General features: G+C 39.3%; 22 protein-coding genes and 1 pseudogene. 13 read left to right on the forward strand and 10 right to left on the reverse strand.

Features of this window, described 5'->3' with window-relative positions:
- The first annotated feature begins 234 nt into the window (after positions 1-234).
- Together ACIQ0H_RS15850 and ACIQ0H_RS15855 are read left to right on the forward strand one after the other, a co-directional pair.
- On the forward strand, positions 235-381 hold the full coding sequence (locus tag ACIQ0H_RS15850) for a hypothetical protein (RefSeq protein WP_403416690.1): 147 nt from the start codon (positions 235-237) through the stop codon (positions 379-381).
- 74 nt (positions 382-455) lie between these two features.
- Positions 456-719, forward strand: a complete 264-nt coding sequence (locus ACIQ0H_RS15855; protein WP_403416693.1) for a hypothetical protein — start codon at positions 456-458, stop codon at positions 717-719.
- A 105-nt stretch (positions 720-824) separates the two neighbouring features.
- Here the strand turns inward: ACIQ0H_RS15855 and guaC are convergent, their stop codons facing one another.
- The gene (guaC, locus tag ACIQ0H_RS15860) at positions 825-1,808 is read right to left on the reverse strand and encodes a GMP reductase (RefSeq protein WP_403416695.1); all 984 of its coding nucleotides are present in this window, start codon (positions 1,806-1,808) and stop codon (positions 825-827) included.
- A 340-nt stretch (positions 1,809-2,148) separates the two neighbouring features.
- Between guaC and fmdA the strand changes: the two genes are divergently transcribed.
- From fmdA to ACIQ0H_RS15875, 3 genes are read left to right on the forward strand one after another with little or no spacing between them, the layout of a single operon-like run.
- Positions 2,149-3,327, forward strand: coding sequence for a formamidase (gene fmdA, locus ACIQ0H_RS15865; RefSeq protein ID WP_403416697.1), 1,179 nt, complete (start codon positions 2,149-2,151; stop codon positions 3,325-3,327).
- A 20-nt stretch (positions 3,328-3,347) separates the two neighbouring features.
- Entirely contained in the window at positions 3,348-3,617 is a 270-nt protein-coding gene (locus ACIQ0H_RS15870) for an FmdB family zinc ribbon protein (protein WP_403416700.1), read from the forward strand.
- Positions 3,618-3,676: 59 nt separating this feature from the next.
- Positions 3,677-3,859 carry a hypothetical protein gene (locus ACIQ0H_RS15875; protein ID WP_403416703.1) on the forward strand — a complete coding sequence of 61 codons (183 nt, stop codon included), beginning with the start codon at positions 3,677-3,679 and terminating at the stop codon, positions 3,857-3,859.
- A gap of 66 nt (positions 3,860-3,925) precedes the next feature.
- Here the strand turns inward: ACIQ0H_RS15875 and glnA are convergent, their stop codons facing one another.
- Positions 3,926-5,260 (reverse strand): type I glutamate--ammonia ligase, encoded by a 1,335-nt coding sequence (gene glnA / locus ACIQ0H_RS15880; protein WP_403416705.1) that lies wholly within the window; start codon positions 5,258-5,260, stop codon positions 3,926-3,928.
- Between the two features lie 374 nt (positions 5,261-5,634).
- On the opposite strand from glnA, the gene ACIQ0H_RS15885 reads away from it, so the two are divergent.
- Positions 5,635-5,769 carry a hypothetical protein gene (locus tag ACIQ0H_RS15885; protein ID WP_403416708.1) on the forward strand — a complete coding sequence of 45 codons (135 nt, stop codon included), beginning with the start codon at positions 5,635-5,637 and terminating at the stop codon, positions 5,767-5,769.
- A 260-nt stretch (positions 5,770-6,029) separates the two neighbouring features.
- Positions 6,030-6,743, forward strand: coding sequence for a 3D domain-containing protein (locus tag ACIQ0H_RS15890; RefSeq protein ID WP_403416711.1), 714 nt, complete (start codon positions 6,030-6,032; stop codon positions 6,741-6,743).
- A gap of 50 nt (positions 6,744-6,793) precedes the next feature.
- Here ACIQ0H_RS15890 and nspC read toward each other — a convergent pair whose 3' ends face one another.
- From nspC to speD, 6 genes are all read right to left on the reverse strand, one after another.
- The gene (gene nspC / locus ACIQ0H_RS15895) at positions 6,794-7,930 is read right to left on the reverse strand and encodes a carboxynorspermidine decarboxylase (protein ID WP_403416714.1); all 1,137 of its coding nucleotides are present in this window, start codon (positions 7,928-7,930) and stop codon (positions 6,794-6,796) included.
- A gap of 13 nt (positions 7,931-7,943) precedes the next feature.
- Entirely contained in the window at positions 7,944-9,143 is a 1,200-nt protein-coding gene (locus ACIQ0H_RS15900) for a saccharopine dehydrogenase family protein (RefSeq protein WP_403416716.1), read from the reverse strand.
- 194 nt (positions 9,144-9,337) lie between these two features.
- On the reverse strand, positions 9,338-10,186 hold the full coding sequence (gene speB / locus ACIQ0H_RS15905; RefSeq protein ID WP_403416719.1) for an agmatinase: 849 nt from the start codon (positions 10,184-10,186) through the stop codon (positions 9,338-9,340).
- Complete coding sequence (gene speE / locus ACIQ0H_RS15910; protein ID WP_403416722.1) at positions 10,176-11,027, reverse strand: polyamine aminopropyltransferase; 852 nt, start codon at positions 11,025-11,027, stop codon at positions 10,176-10,178. Before speE ends, speB begins: the two co-directional genes overlap by 11 nt.
- Before the next feature lie 2 nt (positions 11,028-11,029).
- Complete coding sequence (locus ACIQ0H_RS15915; RefSeq protein ID WP_403416725.1) at positions 11,030-12,484, reverse strand: aminotransferase class I/II-fold pyridoxal phosphate-dependent enzyme; 1,455 nt, start codon at positions 12,482-12,484, stop codon at positions 11,030-11,032.
- Positions 12,481-13,317 (reverse strand): adenosylmethionine decarboxylase, encoded by an 837-nt coding sequence (gene speD / locus ACIQ0H_RS15920; protein ID WP_403417169.1) that lies wholly within the window; start codon positions 13,315-13,317, stop codon positions 12,481-12,483. The genes ACIQ0H_RS15915 and speD overlap by 4 nt, the downstream gene beginning before the upstream one ends.
- A 795-nt stretch (positions 13,318-14,112) precedes the next feature.
- Between speD and ACIQ0H_RS15925 the strand changes: the two genes are divergently transcribed.
- Both ACIQ0H_RS15925 and ACIQ0H_RS15930 read left to right on the forward strand, forming a co-directional pair.
- Positions 14,113-14,307, forward strand: a complete 195-nt coding sequence (locus ACIQ0H_RS15925; protein WP_403416728.1) for a DUF2600 family protein — start codon at positions 14,113-14,115, stop codon at positions 14,305-14,307.
- Between the two features lie 503 nt (positions 14,308-14,810).
- Entirely contained in the window at positions 14,811-15,422 is a 612-nt protein-coding gene (locus ACIQ0H_RS15930; RefSeq protein ID WP_403416731.1) for a protein kinase family protein, read from the forward strand.
- Positions 15,423-15,479: 57 nt separating this feature from the next.
- On the opposite strand, the pseudogene ACIQ0H_RS15935 reads toward ACIQ0H_RS15930, so the two are convergent.
- Positions 15,480-16,041: pseudogene (locus ACIQ0H_RS15935) on the reverse strand (transposase); the annotation flags it as partial.
- Positions 16,042-16,079: 38 nt separating this feature from the next.
- Here ACIQ0H_RS15935 and ACIQ0H_RS15940 point away from each other — a divergent pair.
- Complete coding sequence (locus ACIQ0H_RS15940) at positions 16,080-16,208, forward strand: hypothetical protein (protein WP_403416734.1); 129 nt, start codon at positions 16,080-16,082, stop codon at positions 16,206-16,208.
- A gap of 119 nt (positions 16,209-16,327) precedes the next feature.
- Here ACIQ0H_RS15940 and ACIQ0H_RS15945 read toward each other — a convergent pair whose 3' ends face one another.
- Positions 16,328-17,593, reverse strand: a complete 1,266-nt coding sequence (locus tag ACIQ0H_RS15945; RefSeq protein WP_403416737.1) for an MFS transporter — start codon at positions 17,591-17,593, stop codon at positions 16,328-16,330.
- A gap of 415 nt (positions 17,594-18,008) precedes the next feature.
- Between ACIQ0H_RS15945 and ACIQ0H_RS15950 the strand changes: the two genes are divergently transcribed.
- Genes ACIQ0H_RS15950 through ACIQ0H_RS15960 form a run of 3 tightly spaced genes read left to right on the forward strand, consistent with a single transcriptional unit; the run spans position 18,009 to position 19,878 of the window.
- Positions 18,009-18,605 (forward strand): TerD family protein, encoded by a 597-nt coding sequence (locus tag ACIQ0H_RS15950; RefSeq protein WP_403416740.1) that lies wholly within the window; start codon positions 18,009-18,011, stop codon positions 18,603-18,605.
- Between the two features lie 54 nt (positions 18,606-18,659).
- Positions 18,660-19,244 carry a TerD family protein gene (locus ACIQ0H_RS15955; RefSeq protein WP_403416743.1) on the forward strand — a complete coding sequence of 195 codons (585 nt, stop codon included), beginning with the start codon at positions 18,660-18,662 and terminating at the stop codon, positions 19,242-19,244.
- A 55-nt stretch (positions 19,245-19,299) separates the two neighbouring features.
- Positions 19,300-19,878: a TerD family protein gene (locus ACIQ0H_RS15960; protein WP_403416746.1), complete on the forward strand. Its 579-nt coding sequence runs from the start codon at positions 19,300-19,302 to the stop codon at positions 19,876-19,878.
- Positions 19,879-19,917 lie beyond the last annotated feature (39 nt).

The raw sequence follows: 19,917 nt of genomic DNA on the forward strand, positions 1-19,917 counted from the left end.
TAGTTTGGTAGTCGCAAAGCTAAACGGTTCAACTAAACTAGAGTAAAACGATGCATCTATTGATTATCTTGAAACGATTGCACAATCCACTTTATTAAAATCTTTTGTGGGTACTTTCAATCAATTAAATATCTTGAAAAATACTATAATCAAAAAGTGGATTTTTCTCTAAATACCGATGAGGAAGAGTGAGGTGGCACGATAATTTCAATGTAAAGTTTCATCTTGTATAACGTGAACAAAGAAGGGGAAATGAATATGGTCGTGCTGTCACAACGTATTGAAGGCATAAATCGTGCAAGGTCTCTCGCGATGATTGACATGCTGATGGTGAACTATACGATAATCACAGAAGCAGGAGGAATGGACTTGATTGGCTGATATAGTTTTCTGGATTGTTCGAAAGGAAAGCTTCTGCTCTTTTTGTTGTAATAGCCGGCGTAGGGATTTCTTTAATGACGAAAAGTGCACGAAGTCAGGTTTCTCCGTCATCTGACAATGAAAGTAGACAAGTGATCTGGAAACGGCCGATTTTCTTATTTGCAGTGGGAATGCTGTTTTATGCAGTTGGTTGGACAGGGGACATCTTGCATTATAACGGTGTCTATATATTCGTCGATTCATTTTTTTACGTGTGGTCATGGAAAACGCTATTCATCCCAGTGCTCGTTATACTGGATACAACACAAAATTTGCAACTAAAAGATGGATTTTTTTAAAGCGGGAGTATCCGCTTTTTTGCATTCAATAGAGATCACTTCAAATAGCAAACCCAATCTAGAAAAATAATTTCTTGATTGGGTTTGCTGTTGGCTATAAATTTTTCAGTACACTTTATCTCCATTAAAAATGGAGTTCTTCACAATGACATAATCCACTGTACGGATGGCGTCTAGCTTGTTACCGCCAGCATAGGAGATAGAGGATTGTAGATCCTGCTGCATTTCGTCTAAAGTGTCCATTAATGGACCTTTATATTCGACATACATTTTTTTACCTTCAACGTTTTTCTTTTCGCCTTTTTGGAATTCTGAGGCTGAGCCAAAGTATTCTTTGAAACGTTTGCCGTCTCTTTCGATGGTTTGACCTGGAGATTCTTCGTGTCCAGCAAAAAGAGAACCAATCATGACCATTGAGGCACCGAAACGTACCGATTTGGCGATATCACCGTGTGTACGTATGCCGCCATCTGCGATAATTGGTTTAGTAGCAGCTTTTGCACACCAACGAAGTGCAGCTAATTGCCAACCGCCAGTACCGAAGCCGGTTTTTATTTTTGTAATACATACTTTACCTGGTCCAATACCAACCTTAGTAGCGTCTGCACCGGCATTTTCAAGTTCGCGTACGGCTTCTGGTGTGCCGACGTTGCCTGCAATGACAAAGCTTTCAGGCAGGTGTTTTTTAATATGTTGAATCATATTTATGACTGCATTGGAATGACCATGTGCAATATCAATAGTAATGAATTCAGGTGTAAGCTTGTCAGCAGCTAGTTGTACAATGAAGGTATAGTCCTCATCTTTCACACCCACGCTAATAGAAGCGATTAAACTGCGTGACTGCATGTCTTTAATAAAGTCAGCTCGTTTTTCTGGATTAAAACGATGCATAATATAGAAGTAACCATTTTCAGCTAATTTGATAGCGACACTTTCATCAATAATTGTTTGCATATTTGCTGGAACAACTGGGATTTTAAATGTATGCCTGCCAAGTATTACAGATGTGTCACACTCAGAACGGCTATTTACCACACATTTTGCAGGAATCAATTGAATATCTTCGTAATCAAATACATTTTCCATAAATAACACCTCAAAATCCGAATATTGTTGTATTTTTAACGCTAAACGTTCGCACTTGAATAATTTACATTACTTTAGAGAGTTTGTCAAAAAGTTTTAATGAAATTTTTAAAATGTAAGTAATCAGATTTCATCACTTCACAATTTAAATGACTTTGATCAGTACCAATTACTTCTGGTACTACTACACCGTGGAGGAAATCACTATCTAAAGTTAATAGTGGAAAAATACTAAATTGATATAATGATTGAAAAGTCCACCTAATTTGACTAAACTGTCAAATTTTGATAATATGAAAGCGCATACATTACTTTACTAGAAACTGGGGGAGTAGTTTAAATGGCAAAAACTATGTACAAACTAGACTTAAGTAAATCAATGGAAGAACAGGCGCATCCGGGACACAATCGTTGGCATCCTGATATACCTGCAGCATTTGCAGTAGATCCCGGAACATCTTTTAGGATGGAATGTAAGGATTGGACAGATGGACAGATAAAAAATGATGATAGTCCTAATGATATCCGAGATGTGAATCTAGCACGCGTTCATGTTTTAAGCGGACCGGTATATGTGAATGGCGTTGAGCCGGGGGACTTATTAGTTGTTGATATCTTGGATATTGGTACTTTTCAAGATTCAGAATGGGGTTTTAATGGAATATTTGCTAGAGAAAATGGAGGAAGTTTCTTAACAGATGAATTCCCAGAGGCAACCAAATCTATCTGGGATTTTGAGGGTATTTATACGACTTCCAGACATATACCTGGCGTGAAGTTTGCAGGAATTATTCATCCCGGTTTAATAGGGGTTGCTCCATCTATGGAGCTATTACAAAAATGGAATGAAAGAGAACAAGAGTTAATCATGACTAATCCAGATCGTGTTCCTACACTTGCTAATGCACCTAATCCGAAAAGCGCAGTTCTTGGAACATTGAAAGGTGCAGAGTTTGATAGAGTGGCTAATGAAGGGGCTAGGACAGTACCACCAAGGGAAAACGGAGGTAACTGTGATATAAAAAATTTATCTAAAGGATCGAAAATTTACTTCCCGGTGTTTGTCAAGGGTGCCAAGTTATCTGTAGGAGATCTTCATTTTTCACAAGGTGATGGGGAAATTACATTCTGTGGCGGTATTGAGATGGCAGGGTGGATTGACCTAAAAGTAGAGGTGATCAAAGGAGGTATGGAAACATATAAAATTACAGAAAATCCTGTGTTCCAACCGGGCCCCGTAGATCCAAATTATAATGATTTTCTCGTTTTTCAAGGGATTTCAGTAGACGATAGAAATGGAAAACAACATTATCTAGATGCTAATCTTGCTTTTCGTAGAGCATGCTTGAATGCAATTGAGTATTTAAAAACGCTTGGTTATACAGGAGAACAGGCATATATGCTACTTAGTACAGCTCCAGTTGAAAGTCGAATTAATGGCATAGTAGACGTTCCAAATGCTTGTTGTACAATTGCAATCCCTACTAAAATATTCGATAAAAATATTATGCCAAAATGACAGGTTAAGGAGGTGTAATATTGCCTAGTTATACATTTCATTGCACTGACTGTGGGCAATTCACCGTGTTTTTTAAATCAATGGCAGGCAATAAAGAACACACCGCGTGTCCAAATTGTAAACTAGAGTCTAAACGCGTTTATTGCGCACCGAATGTTTATTCGCTTTCGAGAGAGCTTAGTTCGCGAATAGAAAAAGGAATGGAACCGCAAATCATGACCAGAGAACAATTAGGGACAAGTAAGAAAGGAAAGAAAGCTAGCGCTAATCGGCCATGGCAAGTTGGATAGTCAACTTTATATTTTGCAGAATAAATGGAGATAAATTGATTTACGGATTACTAAAAAAAATGAAACAAGCAAAAAAGAGCATTGATCTGCTCTTTTTTGCTTGTTTTTATATGCAGATTACATTTATTGGTCAAGCGGGCAACATTGAGGGCATTTTTGAAAATCAAAATCGTACGGTTTGGGTGACTATGAAAAGGCTAGGTTCTGAGTTATCTCAGAGCCTGGCTTCTATTTACAGATAACAAAGTATAAGTTCTCCAACTTTGCCCAGTGACTAGACTCCGGGTAGCCTGCGCTTTTCTTATTTATCAGTACATCTTCATATAATGTTCAATTTCCCAAGGATGTACAGTAATTCGATAATTATCCCATTCCACTTGCTTTTCTGCCATGAAGTTTTCGAAGATGTGATTGCCAAGTGCCTCCTGAATGACGTCATCTTTGCTAAGCGCGATGAGTGCATGGTCAAGATCTGTTGGTAATGTTCCGATGCCGAGCTCCTTCAGCTCGGAAGGTTTCATCTCATAAATATTACGATCAACGGGTTTGGGTGGTGTTAGTTCCCGCTTAATGCCGTCTAGTCCTGCTTTTAGAATTGCAGCCATTGCAAGATAAGGATTTGCTACGGAGTCAACAGAGCGCACTTCAATGCGCGTGCTGATACCCCGGGAAGCTGGAATACGAATGAGTGGGCTACGATTTTGAGCAGACCAAGCGATGTAGCAGGGCGCTTCGTAGCCAGGAACGAGCCGTTTGTATGAGTTTACGGTCGGATTTGTCACCGCAGTAAAACCAGGAACATGTTCGAGGATACCAGCCATGAATTGGTAAGCTGTTTCACTCAACATCAGTTCACCTGTTTCGTCAACAAAAGCATTCTCACCATCTTTGAAGAGGGAAACGTTGCAATGCATGCCTGAGCCACTGACACCATAAATCGGTTTAGGCATGAATGTTGCGTGCAAGCCGTGTTTACGTGCAATGGTCTTGACGACAAGCTTGAACGTTTGGATATTGTCACAGGCAGTGAGTACATCCGCATATTTAAAGTCGATTTCGTGCTGACCTGGCGCACACTCATGGTGAGATGCTTCAACCTCAAAGCCCATCTCCTCAAGCTCCAGGACGATATCACGTCGACAGTTTTCACCAAGATCCATTGGTGAAAGGTCGAAATAACCACCGTCGTCATTCAATTCCATTGTTGGTTGCTTATTCTCGTCGAGCTTGAATAGAAAGAATTCTGGTTCTGGTCCAAGATTAAAGTCTGTGAATCCAAGCTCTTTCATTTCCTTCAATACTCGTTTCAAATTACCGCGGGGATCACCCGCAAATGGTGAGCCATCGGCCAGAGATACGTCACAGATGAGCCGTGCAACTCTGCCTTTTCCTGAGGGCCAAGGAAATACCATCCAAGTGTTAAGGTCCGGTATAAGGTACATATCCGATTCCTCAATTCGAACAAACCCTTCGATTGAAGATCCATCAAACATCATCTTATTATCCAGTGCTTTTTCGAGCTGGCTGATGGGAATCTCTACGTTTTTAATCATTCCTAAAATATCCGTAAATTGCAGTCGAACAAAATTTACGTTGTCGTCCTCTACAAATTTTCGAATGTCTTCTTTGGTGTAATTCCTCATCATGCCACTCTCCTTACTATCCATTTAGTATGAAAGCTTCCATACTATTTTCTTATAATAAAACAAAAGAGGTTCCATTAACAAGAATTTTTTAGCATTTTATTGAAATTATTTTTAAGTAGACAGTAGAAATGATTATGCGTAGGATGACAAAATCTTGAAAGTTAGATACCTTCTGATGAGTTGAATAGAAAAAAACGAAGTCCATGCAAAATCCATTACAATCGCCAATCGAGATGAACTAAAGGGGATAATTAATGGAAGATATTAATTGTCGAGGATGATCTAGATATTCAAAAGTTAATAACTACCTTGCGGAAATTAACGGGAAAATAGGTGTCGTTAATTTCAGAGGAACGAAGAAAATTGTTGGTATGAATCCTGATCATAAAATCGTGATTAAACACTTAAAAGAACAGGACAATACAATTGTACTAACGAGCCATAATCATCAAGGTATCGAGCAGTTAGGCGAAGTTGTCTATATTATCGATGGGGGCAAGTTGTAACGCCTTAAAGACGAGTTAAAAGAACAATATTTCAGCAGGTAAGCAACTGATATAGATGTTCATAGATGGTACGCAAAATGACAGAGTCTTACCATCTCAAAGATAGCCCATTCCAAAACAAATTTTCATTGTTTTGGAATGGGCTATCTTTTTATTTAATTCGAATGTTTGTTTTTCAGAGTTTCGGGGCAATACTTGTTGCAAGCAATTATCGATGGCAGATTAGAAGCGATCGAAAGAACTAAAAAAGGAGAGATTACATGTTAAAATTAAAGATTTTCTTGTTAGCAATACTTTTTGTCGGATCAACTTATTTAGGAGTGCAGGGATCCGTTCTTGCAAATACGGTTGTGCAGGATGAAGAATTTACGATTTTAGACTACCTGTCGGATATCATAAGTTCAAAAGAAAGTGATGAACTCGTAGAGGTTCCTCAATCTTCTAAGGAATTAGAACCAGAACCAATAGTGTATAAAGTTACTGAGGGGGATAATTTATATCGGATTGCACGTAATCATGATATATCATTAGATTCCCTTTTAGCTTGGAATGGCTTGACAGGGGAATTAATACACCCAGGTGATGAATTAATTGTAAGTGGGGATGGAGAGTTGGTTGAAACCGCCGCTCCTGCTAAAGAGAAGATAGCAGTTAGCCCATCACCTCCTCCAACTGTAAGTAATGAGAAAGAGTTACTCGTGACGGCAACAGCGTATACAGCTTATTGTGAAGGTTGTTCGGGAACAACGGCTTACGGTATTGATTTACGTGCAAATCCTAATCACAAGGTAATTGCAGTTGATCCAAATTTGATTCCGCTTGGGACAAAAGTATGGGTGGAAGGCTATGGTGAAGCAATTGCTGCCGATACAGGCGGGGCAATTAAAGGACATAAAATCGATGTATTCATTCCATCTTATGATGGTGCGATGGAGTGGGGCGTTAGGAAAGTGAAAATGAAAGTCCTTAATTAAAAAAAGAACCTGCACAACAATTTAAATAGTTGTTGTGCAGGCTTTTACGATTAAGATAATCGGTTTCTGAAATCCTCATAACCGAATTGTTTAATAACTTTCACGCCATCATTTACAGTATTCAATACAATAGCAGGTAAGTTAACGCCGTTAAATGTATTGTTTTTAACCATTGAATAGTGGGCCATGTCGCAAAATACAAGCTTGTCACCAGGCTGTAAGGGCTGATCGAAAGAATAATCACCAATTACGTCCCCGGCTAGGCAAGTAGCCCCTCCAAATCGATAGGTGTGGGCCTTTTCATTCGGCATTCCCGCCCCAATGATTTCCGGACGGTAGGGCATTTCCAATACGTCGGGCATATGGCAAGCTGCCGAAGCATCAAGAATGGCAATTGGCATACCGTTTTGAAGCGTGTCCAAGACAGTTGCTACTAGATAGCCTGTATTAAGGGCAACGGCCTCACCAGGCTCTATATACACATCAATTCCGTATTTATCCTTCATGTACAGGATTGAACGAATGAGTGTTTCAATATCATAATCTGGTCTAGTGATATGATGCCCACCACCAAAGTTAATCCACTTCATCTTTTTAATATATTCCCCAAATTCTTCGTCGACAATCTGAATGGTACGCCATAGTGTATCGGAATTTTGCTCGCACATTGTATGGAAATGCAATCCGTCAATGCCTTCAAGCTGTTCTGGTTCAAAATTCTCCAATGTGACACCAAATCGAGAGTGTGCAAAACAAGGGTTATACATATCGACTTCAATTTCAGAGTACTCAGGATTAATACGAAGCCCGACACTAATTTGTTTTGAATGGTTCGTAACTTTGTCTTTGAATTGATTCCATTGTTGAAACGAATTGAAGACAATATGATCCGAATACGTCAGGATTTCATCAAACTCTGCTTCCGAAAAAGCTGGGGCGTAAGTATGAACTTCTTTGCCCATTTCTTCATAACCGAGTCTGGCTTCGTTTACAGAACTAGATGTTACACCACTCAAGTATTTTCCCATTAAGGGATAAACCGAGAACATCGAAAATCCTTTTTGTGCAAGTAGAATTTTGCAACCTGTCCGATCTATAACAGATTGAAGTTTCTCCAGGTTTTTAATTAGTAACGCTTCGTCCACTACATAACAAGGGGAGGGGAGTGCGTTCAAATCGATATTCAATAGCTAGCCCTCCTCAGTCGATCAATTCAGGATTGAAACTCTCCTGCCATGGTAGTCCATATTGGTTGAGTGCATCCATAAATGGATCTGGATCGAATTCTTCAATGTTGTGCACGCCAGGCTTTTTCCATTTACCTGTTAGAATCATCATGGCGCCAATCATAGCTGGAACGCCTGTTGTATAGGAAATGGCTTGTGAGCCGACTTCTGCATAACATTCTTGATGGTCACAAATATTATAGATATAGTATGTTTTCTCTTCGCCATCTTTGATACCTTGGAAGATACAGCCAATATTGGTTTTCCCTTTTGTACGTGGTCCAAGGGAAGCTGGATCAGGTAGAACCGCTTTTAAGAATTGAAGGGGAGCAATTTCTTTCCCTTCAAACATGATTGGTTCGATAGATGTCATGCCAACGTTTTCAAGTACTTTTAAGTGGTTCAGATAGTTTTCCGAGAATGTCATCCAGAAACGAATTTTTTTAATGCCCGTCATATTGAGCGCCAATGATTCTAATTCTTCATGATAAAGCAAGTAGACATCCTTGGGACCGATTTCTGGTAGGTTGTAGACACGTTTGACAGATAGCGGTTCTGTTTCGATAAACTCACCGTTTTCCCAGTAACGACCGTTCGCTGTGATTTCACGAATATTGATTTCAGGGTTGAAGTTAGTTGCAAACGGATAGCCGTGATCGCCAGCGTTGGCATCTACGATATCGATTGTATGAATTTCATCGAAATGGTGTTTAAGCGCATGAGCAGAGAACACGCCTGTAACACCTGGGTCGAAGCCACTGCCAAGTAGAGCAGTAATACCAGCTTGTTCAAATTTTTCACGGTACGCCCATTGCCAGCTATATTCAAATTTAGCTGTTTCCAGTGGTTCATAATTTGCTGTGTCCATGTAGTCAACACCTGTTGCCAAACACGCGTCCATGATTGTTAAGTCTTGGTACGGTAATGCAACGTTAATGACGATATCCGGTTGGAAACGGTTGATGAGTTCAACGAGTTCTTCTACGTTGTCAGCATCGACTTGAGCAGTTTGAATTTTAGTACGACCGCCATCTAGTTTTTCTTTCAATGCATCACATTTAGATACTGTACGACTTGCGATACAAATTTCTTCGAATACGTCAGGAACCTGACAGCATTTATGCACAACTACGCCAGCTACTCCGCCAGCACCAATAATTAAAGCTTTACCCATAGGTAAACACCACCATTTTCATAATTTTTGTTATAGATATGTCGACATAAAGAATCCTATCAACAATGCGCAGCGCTTATAAAGGATTGAACTACATCTTTCCTAAGCGCCTTCGCTGGAGATTAGTTAGAACTATTTGTTCAACAATATTTATAGTTAGATATAGAGAATTCCTTTGAACCCGCTATGGCGTCTTAATTAACCGCTAACAACAATTCACGTAACACTTTACATGCGACAGCTGTCGACACACCGCTTTGATCATAGATAGGGGACAGCTCGTTGATGTCGCAGCCGACGATGTTCAACTCAGTTACTTGTAGTATCGCTTGTAACAGCTCCATAAAGCTGACACCACCAGCTTCAGGCGTACCTGTTCCAGGGAAGACAGAAGGGTCAAGCACGTCTAGATCAATCGTTAAATAAACCGGTTTGCCTTGTAGTTGTTCAATCACTTGCTCTAGCCCATTGAAGTTAAACTTGTTCGTATAGACGTGATCTTGTCCCCATTGGAATTCACTGCGATCTCCGGAGCGAATGCCAAATTGGAAGATTTTATCGTCGCCTAGCAAATCCCACACTCTATGAATGACAGTGGCGTGGGACAATGATTCTCCAAGATAGTCTTCACGTAAGTCCGCATGCGCATCGAACTGGATCACATGCAAATCGGGATGTTTTTCAGCAACAGCACGAACCGCGCCTAAAGTGACGAGATGTTCGCCACCAATCATACAAGGGATCTTGTTGTCATCTAGTACTCTCTTTGTAAAGCCTTCAATTTGTTGTAAGGCTTTTTCTGTATTTCCAAAACTAAGTTCTAAATCCCCGCCGTCAAATACAGCGATATCTTCTAGATCTTTATCTTGATAAGGACTATACGTCTCAATCCCGAATGATTCACTACGCATGGTTTTACTGGCAAAGCGTGTCCCAGGTCTAAAAGAGGTCGTCGAGTCGAAAGGTGCCCCGAAAATGACAAGGCTGGATTCGTCGTAGTCATTGTCACAACCAATAAAGGTCTCTACATTTTTATTCAACATCTTTTAATTGCTCCTTTACGTAGTTGGGAAGGGCAAACGAGCCCACATGGATCTCCGTATTGTAATACTTTGTGTGCAAATCAAGTTTGTTCCAAGCTGCTGCATCTAGATCCTTAACCGGATCGAATTTCTTAGACGCAAATCCAAACAGCCAGTGTCCGGAAGGGTATGTTGGAATATGTGCTTGGTAGACATCGCAAATCGGGAAAAAGCCTATGATCCGCTGATGTGCTCTTTGCATACCAAGTGCATCTTCGCTGTAAAACGGGCTTTCATGCTGATTGACTAGAATGCCATCTTCACGTAGTGCTTTGTAGCAGTTGCCGTAAAATTCTTTAGTGAATAACCCCTCGCCAGGTCCAAATGGATCCGTTGAGTCAACGATGATTAGGTCATAGTCATTTTCTTTGTTGCGAACAAATTTAAGTCCGTCTTCAAAATACAAATTGACCCGTGGATCATTCAATTTTGAAGCTGTCTGTGGGATATACTCCACGCAGACATCGACGACCATTTCATCGATTTCGACCATATCGATGTGCTCGATTGTGTCGTATTTGGTTAGTTCACGAACCGTACCTCCGTCACCCGCACCGATGACTAACACTTTTTTAATCTTTGGATTGGTAGCCATGGGTACGTGTACAATCATGTCATGATAGATGAATTCATCTTTTTCAGTGATCATGACCAAACCATCTAGGGTGAGTACCTTGCCGAATTCTGTCGTTTGCAGAATATCAATTTTTTGAAACTCGCTTTTCCCGGAATAAAGATGCTGTTCGACTTTCATTGAAAATCGAACGCCAGGCGAATGATCTTCCGTATACCATACATTCATTGTTAGTACTCCTTTACGACATTAATATAGTCAATTTTGCTATCCTCAGTCCCTGTTAAGAAACATCCTTTTTCTTTGGAATAGCGAATGTAATCGAGTATTTCGTCTGTTATCCGTTCACCAGGTGCGAGAATAGGAATACCTGGGGGGTAACACATGACGAATTCACTTGAAATCTGTCCCGAACTATCCTCAATAGGAAGCTTTCTTTTAGGCGCATAAAATGCGCGTTGAGGCGTTAAAATGACTTGTGGAGTAATGTATTCATGATCAAATAACCCGCTTTTATCTTTGGCATATCTTCTTTTAATTTCGGCAAGTGCTGCTACTAAACGTTCGATGTCCAATTGTCGATCACCGACAGAGATATAGGCCAATAAATTCCCAATATCCCCAAATTCAATTTGGATATCATATTCATCTCGAAGAATATCGTATACTTCTATGCCGGCCAAACCAATATCGAGTGTGTGCACGGACAATTTAGTAACATCAAAGTCAAAGACTGTATCACCGTTCAGCAGTTCTTTCGAAAAAGCATAATAACCATCGATTTTATTGATTTCATCTCTAGTGTATTGCGCCATTTGGGTCACTCTTCTGAATATTTCCGTGCCGTTAAGTGCTAAATTTCTACGTGAAATATCTAAAGATGAGAGCAATAAGTAAGAACCACTAGTCGTTTGTGTCAAATTGATAATTTGCCGTGTATAACCTTCACTGACTCCATTATTAATTAAAAGAAATGAGCTTTGCGTCAGCGAACCGCCGGATTTGTGCATACTAACAGAAGCCATATCAGCGCCGACTGACATAGCAGAAGCGGGTAAATCATCACCGAAGTAGAAATGAGTCCCATGTGCTTCATCGACAAGTACAAGCATATTATGTTGATGGGCAAGGTCCGTTATTGCTTTCATATTCGAACAAATTCCATAATAAGTCGGATTGTTGATGAGAATTGCTTTCGCATCCGGGTTCTCCAAAATGGCCTTCTTCACATCTTCCACTGACATTCCCAAGGGAATTCCTAATTCACTATTTACTCCCGGATTTACATAGACCGGAACCGCACCGCTGAGAATGAGTGCATTAATAGCACTACGATGCACGTTGCGCGGCATGATGATTTTGTCTCCCGCTTTACATGCGGTCATCACCATTGCTTGGACAGCTGATGTAGTGCCATTCACCATGAAAAAGACATGTTTTGCACCAAAGGCCTGCGCGGCCAATTCTTCAGCTTCACGAATGACAGAAACAGGATGGCAAAGGTTATCCAATGGTTGCATGGAGTTTACATCCATACTTAGACACTGCTCACCTAAAAATGCAGCTAGGGCATCGTTTCCACGTCCTCGCTTATGGCCTGGAACATCGAAAGGGACGACCCTCATTGATTTGTACCGATTCAAGGCTTCCATGATCGGGGCTTTTTCTTGTGAATATCCCGTCATTTCGACAACTCTGACTCATCATATATATTGGTGCCACTGAAGATTTCAATCATTTCTTTGCGCAGGTTGTTAGTAATTTGAAGCCTTTCTTTGGGCGGTATTTCATAGACATCAGTGTTGAATAAATAGTTTTGTAAATCAATATCTTTAATAAGTAGCTTTGTATGGAAAATGTTTGATTGATAAACATTAACATCAATCGCATCGTATTTAAGCATCGTGTTCTCATCAATATAATCTTGAATGGATGTCATTTTATGATCGATAAACAGTTTTTTTCCACGTTCATCGCGTGTAAATCCGCGTATGCGGTAATCAGTTGTAATGATGTCGGAGTCGAAACTCCCGATTAAATAATCTAAGGCGTTTAATGGTGAAATTTCACCGCATGTCGAAACTTCTATATCAACACGGAAAGTGGCAATCGAGTTATCCGGATGATACTCCGGATACGTATGCACCGTGACATGACTCTTATCCAGATGACCGACAACCGAATCACGAGTCTTCAAAATATCGACTTCGCCACGATTGCAAGACGGATCAATCAGGCCGACGGGGATAGCCTCCTCCGATATAAGTATGGTTACACTGGCACCTTGGGGGTCGTAATCTTGTTTACTCACATTTAATACATGCGCCCCAATTATTTCTGTTACGTTATACAGAATATTTGTTAGCCGCTCAGAATTATATTGCTCATCAATATAAGCAATATAGTCTTTTTGCTCTCGCTCACTTTTTGCATAGCTCACATCATAGATGTTGAAGCTAAGTGTTTTGGTGAGGTTGTTAAAGCCATACAATTTCAGCTTATTTTCCAACCCAATCATCACGCCTCTCGTTTGAGTTACTACTTGTTGACTCAATCCTATAACCTAACTTAATCAAGAGCAAAGCGATTATAAGATTGACTCAATTATAAATATAAAGTATATGTTTCTCCTGTCAATATTATTTTAAAAAATTAATTAGGGGTCGGAACGGGGACGTTAATTTTTTAATATATATTAATTAATATATATTTATTATGCGTATTTATAATGACAAACCCGCTTTAATAACGTTTACATACGGATGTATTTATATACGACTACTCGTTTAATAATGTAAAAGTATATTTTTCCAACGTTTTTTATTTGGAATATGGAATTGTAGGAGGGATAAGTATTGGAATTGACTGATATTTATTACTCTCTTTTTGCTATGTAAGTTAAAGATGTTAAGAGAGAAAAAAGAAAAGATTATTTAAAATAATTAGCTGATTTATGTACCCCTAATATATGAAAGGCAGTTTAATTTTTTGTTAGCTTAGTTATAAGAAATTCTTTGCTTCAATTTATATAGAAAAATGGGGTTTTAAAAAGATGCGTTTACCTTTGCATCCGGCGTCTTGAATGAACCAAGTATATCGGAACATTATGCCTATTGTACATAAGGAATTAGATTATTTGAAAAAATAATCTAAAAATATGCCTAATGATGAACTAAGTGAGCAAGCGATAGCGAGTATAGAAAACAAAAAAATGTTTCACTATGAAGGTAAATCTATTCTGACATTGATTGTACTGGGGCGCTAAGACGCCTCCATCAAGTTCATCGTCCATTACTAGACTATCAGTGATTACTTGAACAATTTAGGTGTTAGGAGTGCGTCACTGAATCCACAAGAGTTCGCTGCTTTACATGAATCGATGGAGGATGCGTTAACAGTAGAAGCGGAGCAAAAGCTCTATTACAGCTATCGTGAAGATCAGGATGATGGGGGATATTCACATGAACTGATGCAAACTTGTCTTGTCAGTCTTTGTTACGTGATGTGACCAGCTATGAAATGGTTTAGCCATATTTCCTGAGCTATACCAGTACTATAGTGATTTACAAATCCATAAACATGTCTGTATAGCGGAGCGCGAAGTAAGATTGAAAGCTTGATATGAAAACAGTAAGCAGTCATTGCCTGAAATGAGCTGCTATGAATTTTTGGCTTTTTTCTATTGCGCTACCCAGTAATTTTGAAGCACGAAATCTTCTACCTCTTCGAAAGTTTCACCATTTAATTAATTGAGGATTATTAGGTGTTTATTTTTCAAATCAAAAAATGAATGAGCAGTGAGCAACCATGGCGCTTGCTAAAAAATGAAACAGGGTGGAATGGTGAGTTACTTCTTTTATTGGGATCGGCGAGCGTACAGATGGTTACAATAGCGTTAGAGTCGATCTAAGAAGGAACTAGAGTCTTCTAATCGTTAAAAATAACTCAGGAGGTAAAATTATCACGCTTGCGATGTAATAATAATTTATTTCTTGAAATTGATGGGGGTGAATGTTGAATATTTATCAAGCACTTTCAAAAACAGTCGTTATTAACAAGGGCAATCGTCTAATTAGCTATGATGATTCTTTAGAGCTTGTTGGGACAGGTAGAAGTGCATTTGTTTTTAGAGTAAAATCAACCAATCATGCGATGAAGTTATTTTTTCCCGTCTTTTCGTATCTTGCAAAAGAAGAAGCTAGCATATATGAAGTACTTAAAGGGATTGTCTATTTTCCATCTATTTATGAAGTGGGAGCGAATTATATTGTAATGGATTATGTTGAAGGACTAACACTTTTTGAGTGTATGTCGCATGGAAAGATCATCACATCTACGCATCTAAAAGAAATCGATTATGCCCTATCCTTAGCGGCAAATCGAGGATTAAACCCTTCTGATATTCACTTGCGTAACATTTTTATCATGTCAACAGGATCCATAAAAATTATTGATGTCACACGTTTTAGGCAAAAGAAAGAGTGTAGTCAATGGCCCAATCTAAAAAAAGCCTATAAACAGTTTTATTGTAGGCGCTGGTTCCCCAAAAAAATACCGGCTTTCTTACTAAATATCATTGCATTTTTTTACAAAAAAGATCTAATACCTTATTACAGAACCTGAAAAGAGCCTCCTGATATTGTATCAGAAGGCTCAGATTGTCGACAAAAATAGCCATAGCTCATTCTTTAAGTAGTAGCCACTCTCAGGGTCTGTTGTTGACTCCTTAATCCCTTTGTACTCTTCTCGGTCAATGTCGAGTTCCTCCTGGTACTGATGTTCATATGCCCAACTCTCTTTTTGGAACTTCCGCTAGCTTTTCCGTGGGTGGAATTGATGAACAGGTGATTCAAGCTAAGGAGCCCGCGATCTGCGACTACTTTCAACACTTCATAGAATATCTGCTCGTACAAATTTGTGTCCGCTAAACGACGGACATAGTTTTTTCCGAACGTAAAGAAATGAGGAACGAGGGTGTGGAAGCCGAATCCAAGAAATCAGCGGTATGCCATGTCCGTTTCAATCTTTTTGATGGTCTGGCGCATAGTACGTATGCCGAAGGTACGTCATTTTGATTAATACGACCGGATCGATGCGGAGTCTTGTCTTCAACCAATGGATAGATGAAAGTAAAATCAATTGCTGCATCTAATTTACGGGCGAGATGATCTTGTGAGACCAACTGTTCAATGGACAGTCTTACCATCTGTTCACGTTCGTTGATTTGATTCTTCGTCATCATATCGATTACCTTATTCATTATTCAGGAGACACCGTTGATTGAAACGGAGGGCGGCAACTCCTGCGGGAACAGCGCAATCTGAAGACCCTGGACTGAGCGCAGTGAGGGAAGCGGCTGAAGTCGTGTCCGTGGAAGCGTCCGGCCGCATCGGAAATCAACTTTTCTAATAGAACTACTATTGTAAAAGAAAAAAGACTGTAGGCAATCCCCATAATTTCTGGAGATTGTCTACAGTCTGAAGCTTTCTTGAAAAATGCTAGAAAACCATCATTTAGTATTCAGCTACTTATTTCCACAAACCAGCTTTCACCATTTTCTCTTTGTTCGTGAAGGCAACGAATACACCTACAATATTAATGATTAGCATCGCGATCAGTGTATAAAATACGAGTGTATAGCTTCCCGTGAAGTCGAAAATATAGCCGTATAAAGGTAATGCAATAATACCTGCAACTGCTAAACCGAGAGATACCGTTGAGTAAATTTGACTGTAATCACGGTTACCAAATAACGCAGAAGTGATTGCAGGGGCAATTGTTCCGATTGAAGCTGAAACAAAACCGAATAGTCCTACAGCTACGACAATAGCAACTGTACTTTGAACGAAGAATAACAATAACAATATAGAAACTAAACCTATACTCATCGCAATGACAGCCGTATTTTTAGCACCAATTTTATCGATTAAATAACCAAATAGGATAGATCCAATGAGTACCCCAACCATCAATGCAGCCATTACATTCCCAGTGAACTCAATGCTGAATCCTTCGTTCATAAGATAAGTTGGAATGTGAATAGAGAAACTTGCGATAGACGTAATGAAGAAGAAGAACAGTGTTAATAACACAAATGACAATGATTTTTTTGCATCAGCAAATGAAATTCCGCTGTTGCTAGTATCTTTTTTCTTGTCCTTGTCGCTCGCTTCATTGTCTTCGGCACCATAAGGTAGTAAACCTTTCTCACTTGGAGATTTTCTTAATAGCAATACAATAGTAGGTACAATAATGACAATAGCTGCAACACCTACGATTATATAAGCACTTCTCCAACCTTGACTACCGATAAGTTGTCCGATTAGTGGTGTTGTGAACGCTCCAATTAATCCGCCAGCAGCTGTAATAATTCCTAATGCCATACCACTACGCTTTTTAAACCACTGATTGATAAGTACGGGTCCGGCTAATACCGTAATAAGTACTCCACCTACAGCTAGAGGAATTGATAGTAAATACCATCCCCATACTGAATTCATTAAACCGAATAATGCAAAAGCACCGGCTTGTAAAATAATCGCGATACTTAGTAAGACACGTGTATCGTACTTAGCCATAAGCTTTCCACCGATTGGTAAAAATACCATTGTAACAATAGATGCAATACTTAAATACAAAGTTAAATTTCCTAAACCTACGCCAAGGTCTTTTGATACCGGTGATAAAAATAATCCTGCTGAACTATTTAAACCAGATTTCCCTAGACCTACTGTAATACAAAGGCCTAATAAAACTAGCCATGCAAAATGGAACTTGTTCTGTTTCGTACTCATAAAATTTCCTCCTTTTTCCTATTAAATGCCTTTAAATAAGGCATTTGGCTGTATTACTTAGATGTCTAATTAGTTGAGCCTTATTCATTTAACATCAAAATAGTTTTTGTGTCAATCATGTGAACCAAAAACCTAAGAATAGATTGTGAAATATTGCACCTAGTTGATGAAAAAGTTGTCTATTATATATGAAGGAACTTGACGGCGAGTTAGATTTTTCCACTTTGGAAATATGGTGAAGTCGATAAAATAAATTTTAAAGATCGCGTAAAGGTGAAACTTTTTCTAGGCAACTACGTATATATAGGTGCTTGTACCGTTAAGTATGGAATTTGCCCAATGAATGATTGCTTGGTATGATAAATTCATAGGAATAAGTTCAAGTTAGAGTGAAATTGAGGAGATGAATAAACAAATGGCGATTAGCTTACAAAAAGGTCAAAAGATTGATTTGACAAAAGGGAATTCAAGTTTAAATCGTATTCAGGTAGGCTTAGGATGGGATCCAGTTCAATCTAAAGGCGGCGGGCTCTTCGGGGCTTTTAAATCAGCGCCAAATATTGATTGTGACGCTTCTGTATTTATGTTAACAGACGATAAATTCGTCGATAAAAATGATCTTGTCTATTTCGGGAATTTGAAAAGTTCATGTTTGTCTGTTGTCCACTCAGGAGATAATACAACGGGTGACGGCGCTGGCGACGATGAAGTAATCATGGTGGAATTAAAATCAGTGCCTGATCGCATTAATAAACTAGTTTTCGTTGTTAATATTTATGATTGTGCAAAACGAAAACAAGATTTCGGTATGATACAAAATGCTTATATCCGTGTAGTAGATCCAACATCAGGTAATGAGTTGTTGCGCTACAATTTATCTGATAACTACGGCGGTCTAACAACACTCGTAACAGGTGAGATTTATCGTCATAATGGCGAATGGAAATTTGGAGCTGTTGGAGATGGTACAACAGATCAAAACCTCACAGGAATCAGCAAAAGATTTCAGTGATAAAAAAATGGAACATGTGTAAGACAACAATATTATTAATCGGAGGTTTTTCTAATGGGTGTAATTTCTCTTGCAAAAGGTCAAAAGGTTGATTTAACGAAAACAAATCCAGGTCTATCTAAAGTGGTTGTTGGTCTTGGATGGGATGTTAACAAGTATGATGGTTCTCAAGATTTTGACCTTGATGCGTCTATATTCTTATTGGATGCTAACGGTAAAGTATCAGGTGGACAAGACTTCGTATTTTATAACAACACAACAGGTGCTAACGGCGCGGTCATTCACTCAGGAGACAACCTAACTGGTGACGGCGATGGTGACGACGAGCAAGTAAAAATTGCTATCAAAGATATTCCTGCAAACATTGAAAAAGTTTCTTTTGCAGTTACCATTCATGATGCTGAAGCAAGAAACCAAAACTTTGGTATGGTATCTAATGCATTTATCCGTATTGTTAACGAAGATTCGAACTCAGAACTAATCCGTTATGATTTAGGCGAAGACTTCAGTATCGAAACAGCTGTTGTTGTTGGTGAATTATACCGTCACAATGGTGAATGGAAGTTTAGCGCGGTAGGTTCGGGTTACCAAGGCGGATTAGCTGCTCTATGTAATGATTTCGGTCTGCAAGTAGGCTAATACCGTACAGTGACGTCAAAAAAGCGTTTGCATAATGGAAGGGAAGATATCATATATGGCAATTCAACTAAGTAAAGGTCAACGCATAGATTTAACAAAAAACGATCCTACTTTACAAAAAATTGGTATCGGCTTAGGCTGGGATGTAAAACAATTTGATGGCGGACAGGACTATGACCTTGATGCATCAGCATTTTTGTTAAATGCAAGCGGTAAATGCCGCAGTGAGCTTGACTTTATTTTCTATAATAACCTGAAAAGTGTGGATGGCTCGGTTATTCATGCAGGAGATAATCGAACAGGCGAAGGTGATGGAGACGACGAGTATGTGACCATCAATCTGTCAAAAGTACCGCAGGATGTAGATAAGGTAGCAATTACTGTGACGATTCATGATGCAGAACTACGTCGCCAGAATTTTGGCCAAATTTCAAATGCCTACGTTCGATTGCTCAATGAAGATACAGGCGCAGAAGTCCTTCGCTATGATCTTGGTGAGGATTTCAGCGTCGAAACGGCAGTTGTATTCTGTGAGGTTTACAGACACGGAAATGATTGGAAGTTTAATGCGGTGGGGTCAGGCTATCAGGGTGGACTACAATCGTTAGTTCATGCTTATGGACTAGATGCATAAATGTGGTCATTCAGCATAGAGAAGGGAACCCCTCTCTAT

Source organism: Sporosarcina sp. NPDC096371, assembly GCF_044762865.1.
Classification (GTDB): Bacteria; Bacillota; Bacilli; order Bacillales_A; family Planococcaceae; genus Sporosarcina.

Excerpts from the sequence above, each read along its gene's own strand:
- speB (WP_403416719.1), bottom strand. The coding sequence starts at position 10,186 with ATGTTGAATAAAAATGTAGAGACCTTTATTGGTTGTGACAATGACTAC.
- ACIQ0H_RS15855 (WP_403416693.1), top strand. The coding sequence starts at position 456 with ATGACGAAAAGTGCACGAAGTCAGGTTTCTCCGTCATCTGACAATGAA.
- guaC (WP_403416695.1), bottom strand. The coding sequence starts at position 1,808 with ATGGAAAATGTATTTGATTACGAAGATATTCAATTGATTCCTGCAAAA.
- ACIQ0H_RS15885 (WP_403416708.1), top strand. The coding sequence starts at position 5,635 with ATGAATCCTGATCATAAAATCGTGATTAAACACTTAAAAGAACAGGAC.
- ACIQ0H_RS15875 (WP_403416703.1), top strand. The coding sequence starts at position 3,677 with ATGAAACAAGCAAAAAAGAGCATTGATCTGCTCTTTTTTGCTTGTTTT.
- fmdA (WP_403416697.1), top strand. The coding sequence starts at position 2,149 with ATGGCAAAAACTATGTACAAACTAGACTTAAGTAAATCAATGGAAGAA.
- ACIQ0H_RS15955 (WP_403416743.1), top strand. The coding sequence starts at position 18,660 with ATGGGTGTAATTTCTCTTGCAAAAGGTCAAAAGGTTGATTTAACGAAA.
- ACIQ0H_RS15890 (WP_403416711.1), top strand. The coding sequence starts at position 6,030 with ATGTTAAAATTAAAGATTTTCTTGTTAGCAATACTTTTTGTCGGATCA.
- speE (WP_403416722.1), bottom strand. The coding sequence starts at position 11,027 with ATGAATGTATGGTATACGGAAGATCATTCGCCTGGCGTTCGATTTTCA.
- ACIQ0H_RS15915 (WP_403416725.1), bottom strand. The coding sequence starts at position 12,484 with ATGACGGGATATTCACAAGAAAAAGCCCCGATCATGGAAGCCTTGAAT.
- ACIQ0H_RS15950 (WP_403416740.1), top strand. The coding sequence starts at position 18,009 with ATGGCGATTAGCTTACAAAAAGGTCAAAAGATTGATTTGACAAAAGGG.
- ACIQ0H_RS15930 (WP_403416731.1), top strand. The coding sequence starts at position 14,811 with ATGTTGAATATTTATCAAGCACTTTCAAAAACAGTCGTTATTAACAAG.
- ACIQ0H_RS15945 (WP_403416737.1), bottom strand. The coding sequence starts at position 17,593 with ATGAGTACGAAACAGAACAAGTTCCATTTTGCATGGCTAGTTTTATTA.
- ACIQ0H_RS15900 (WP_403416716.1), bottom strand. The coding sequence starts at position 9,143 with ATGGGTAAAGCTTTAATTATTGGTGCTGGCGGAGTAGCTGGCGTAGTT.
- ACIQ0H_RS15960 (WP_403416746.1), top strand. The coding sequence starts at position 19,300 with ATGGCAATTCAACTAAGTAAAGGTCAACGCATAGATTTAACAAAAAAC.
- glnA (WP_403416705.1), bottom strand. The coding sequence starts at position 5,260 with ATGAGGAATTACACCAAAGAAGACATTCGAAAATTTGTAGAGGACGAC.
- speD (WP_403417169.1), bottom strand. The coding sequence starts at position 13,317 with ATGATTGGGTTGGAAAATAAGCTGAAATTGTATGGCTTTAACAACCTC.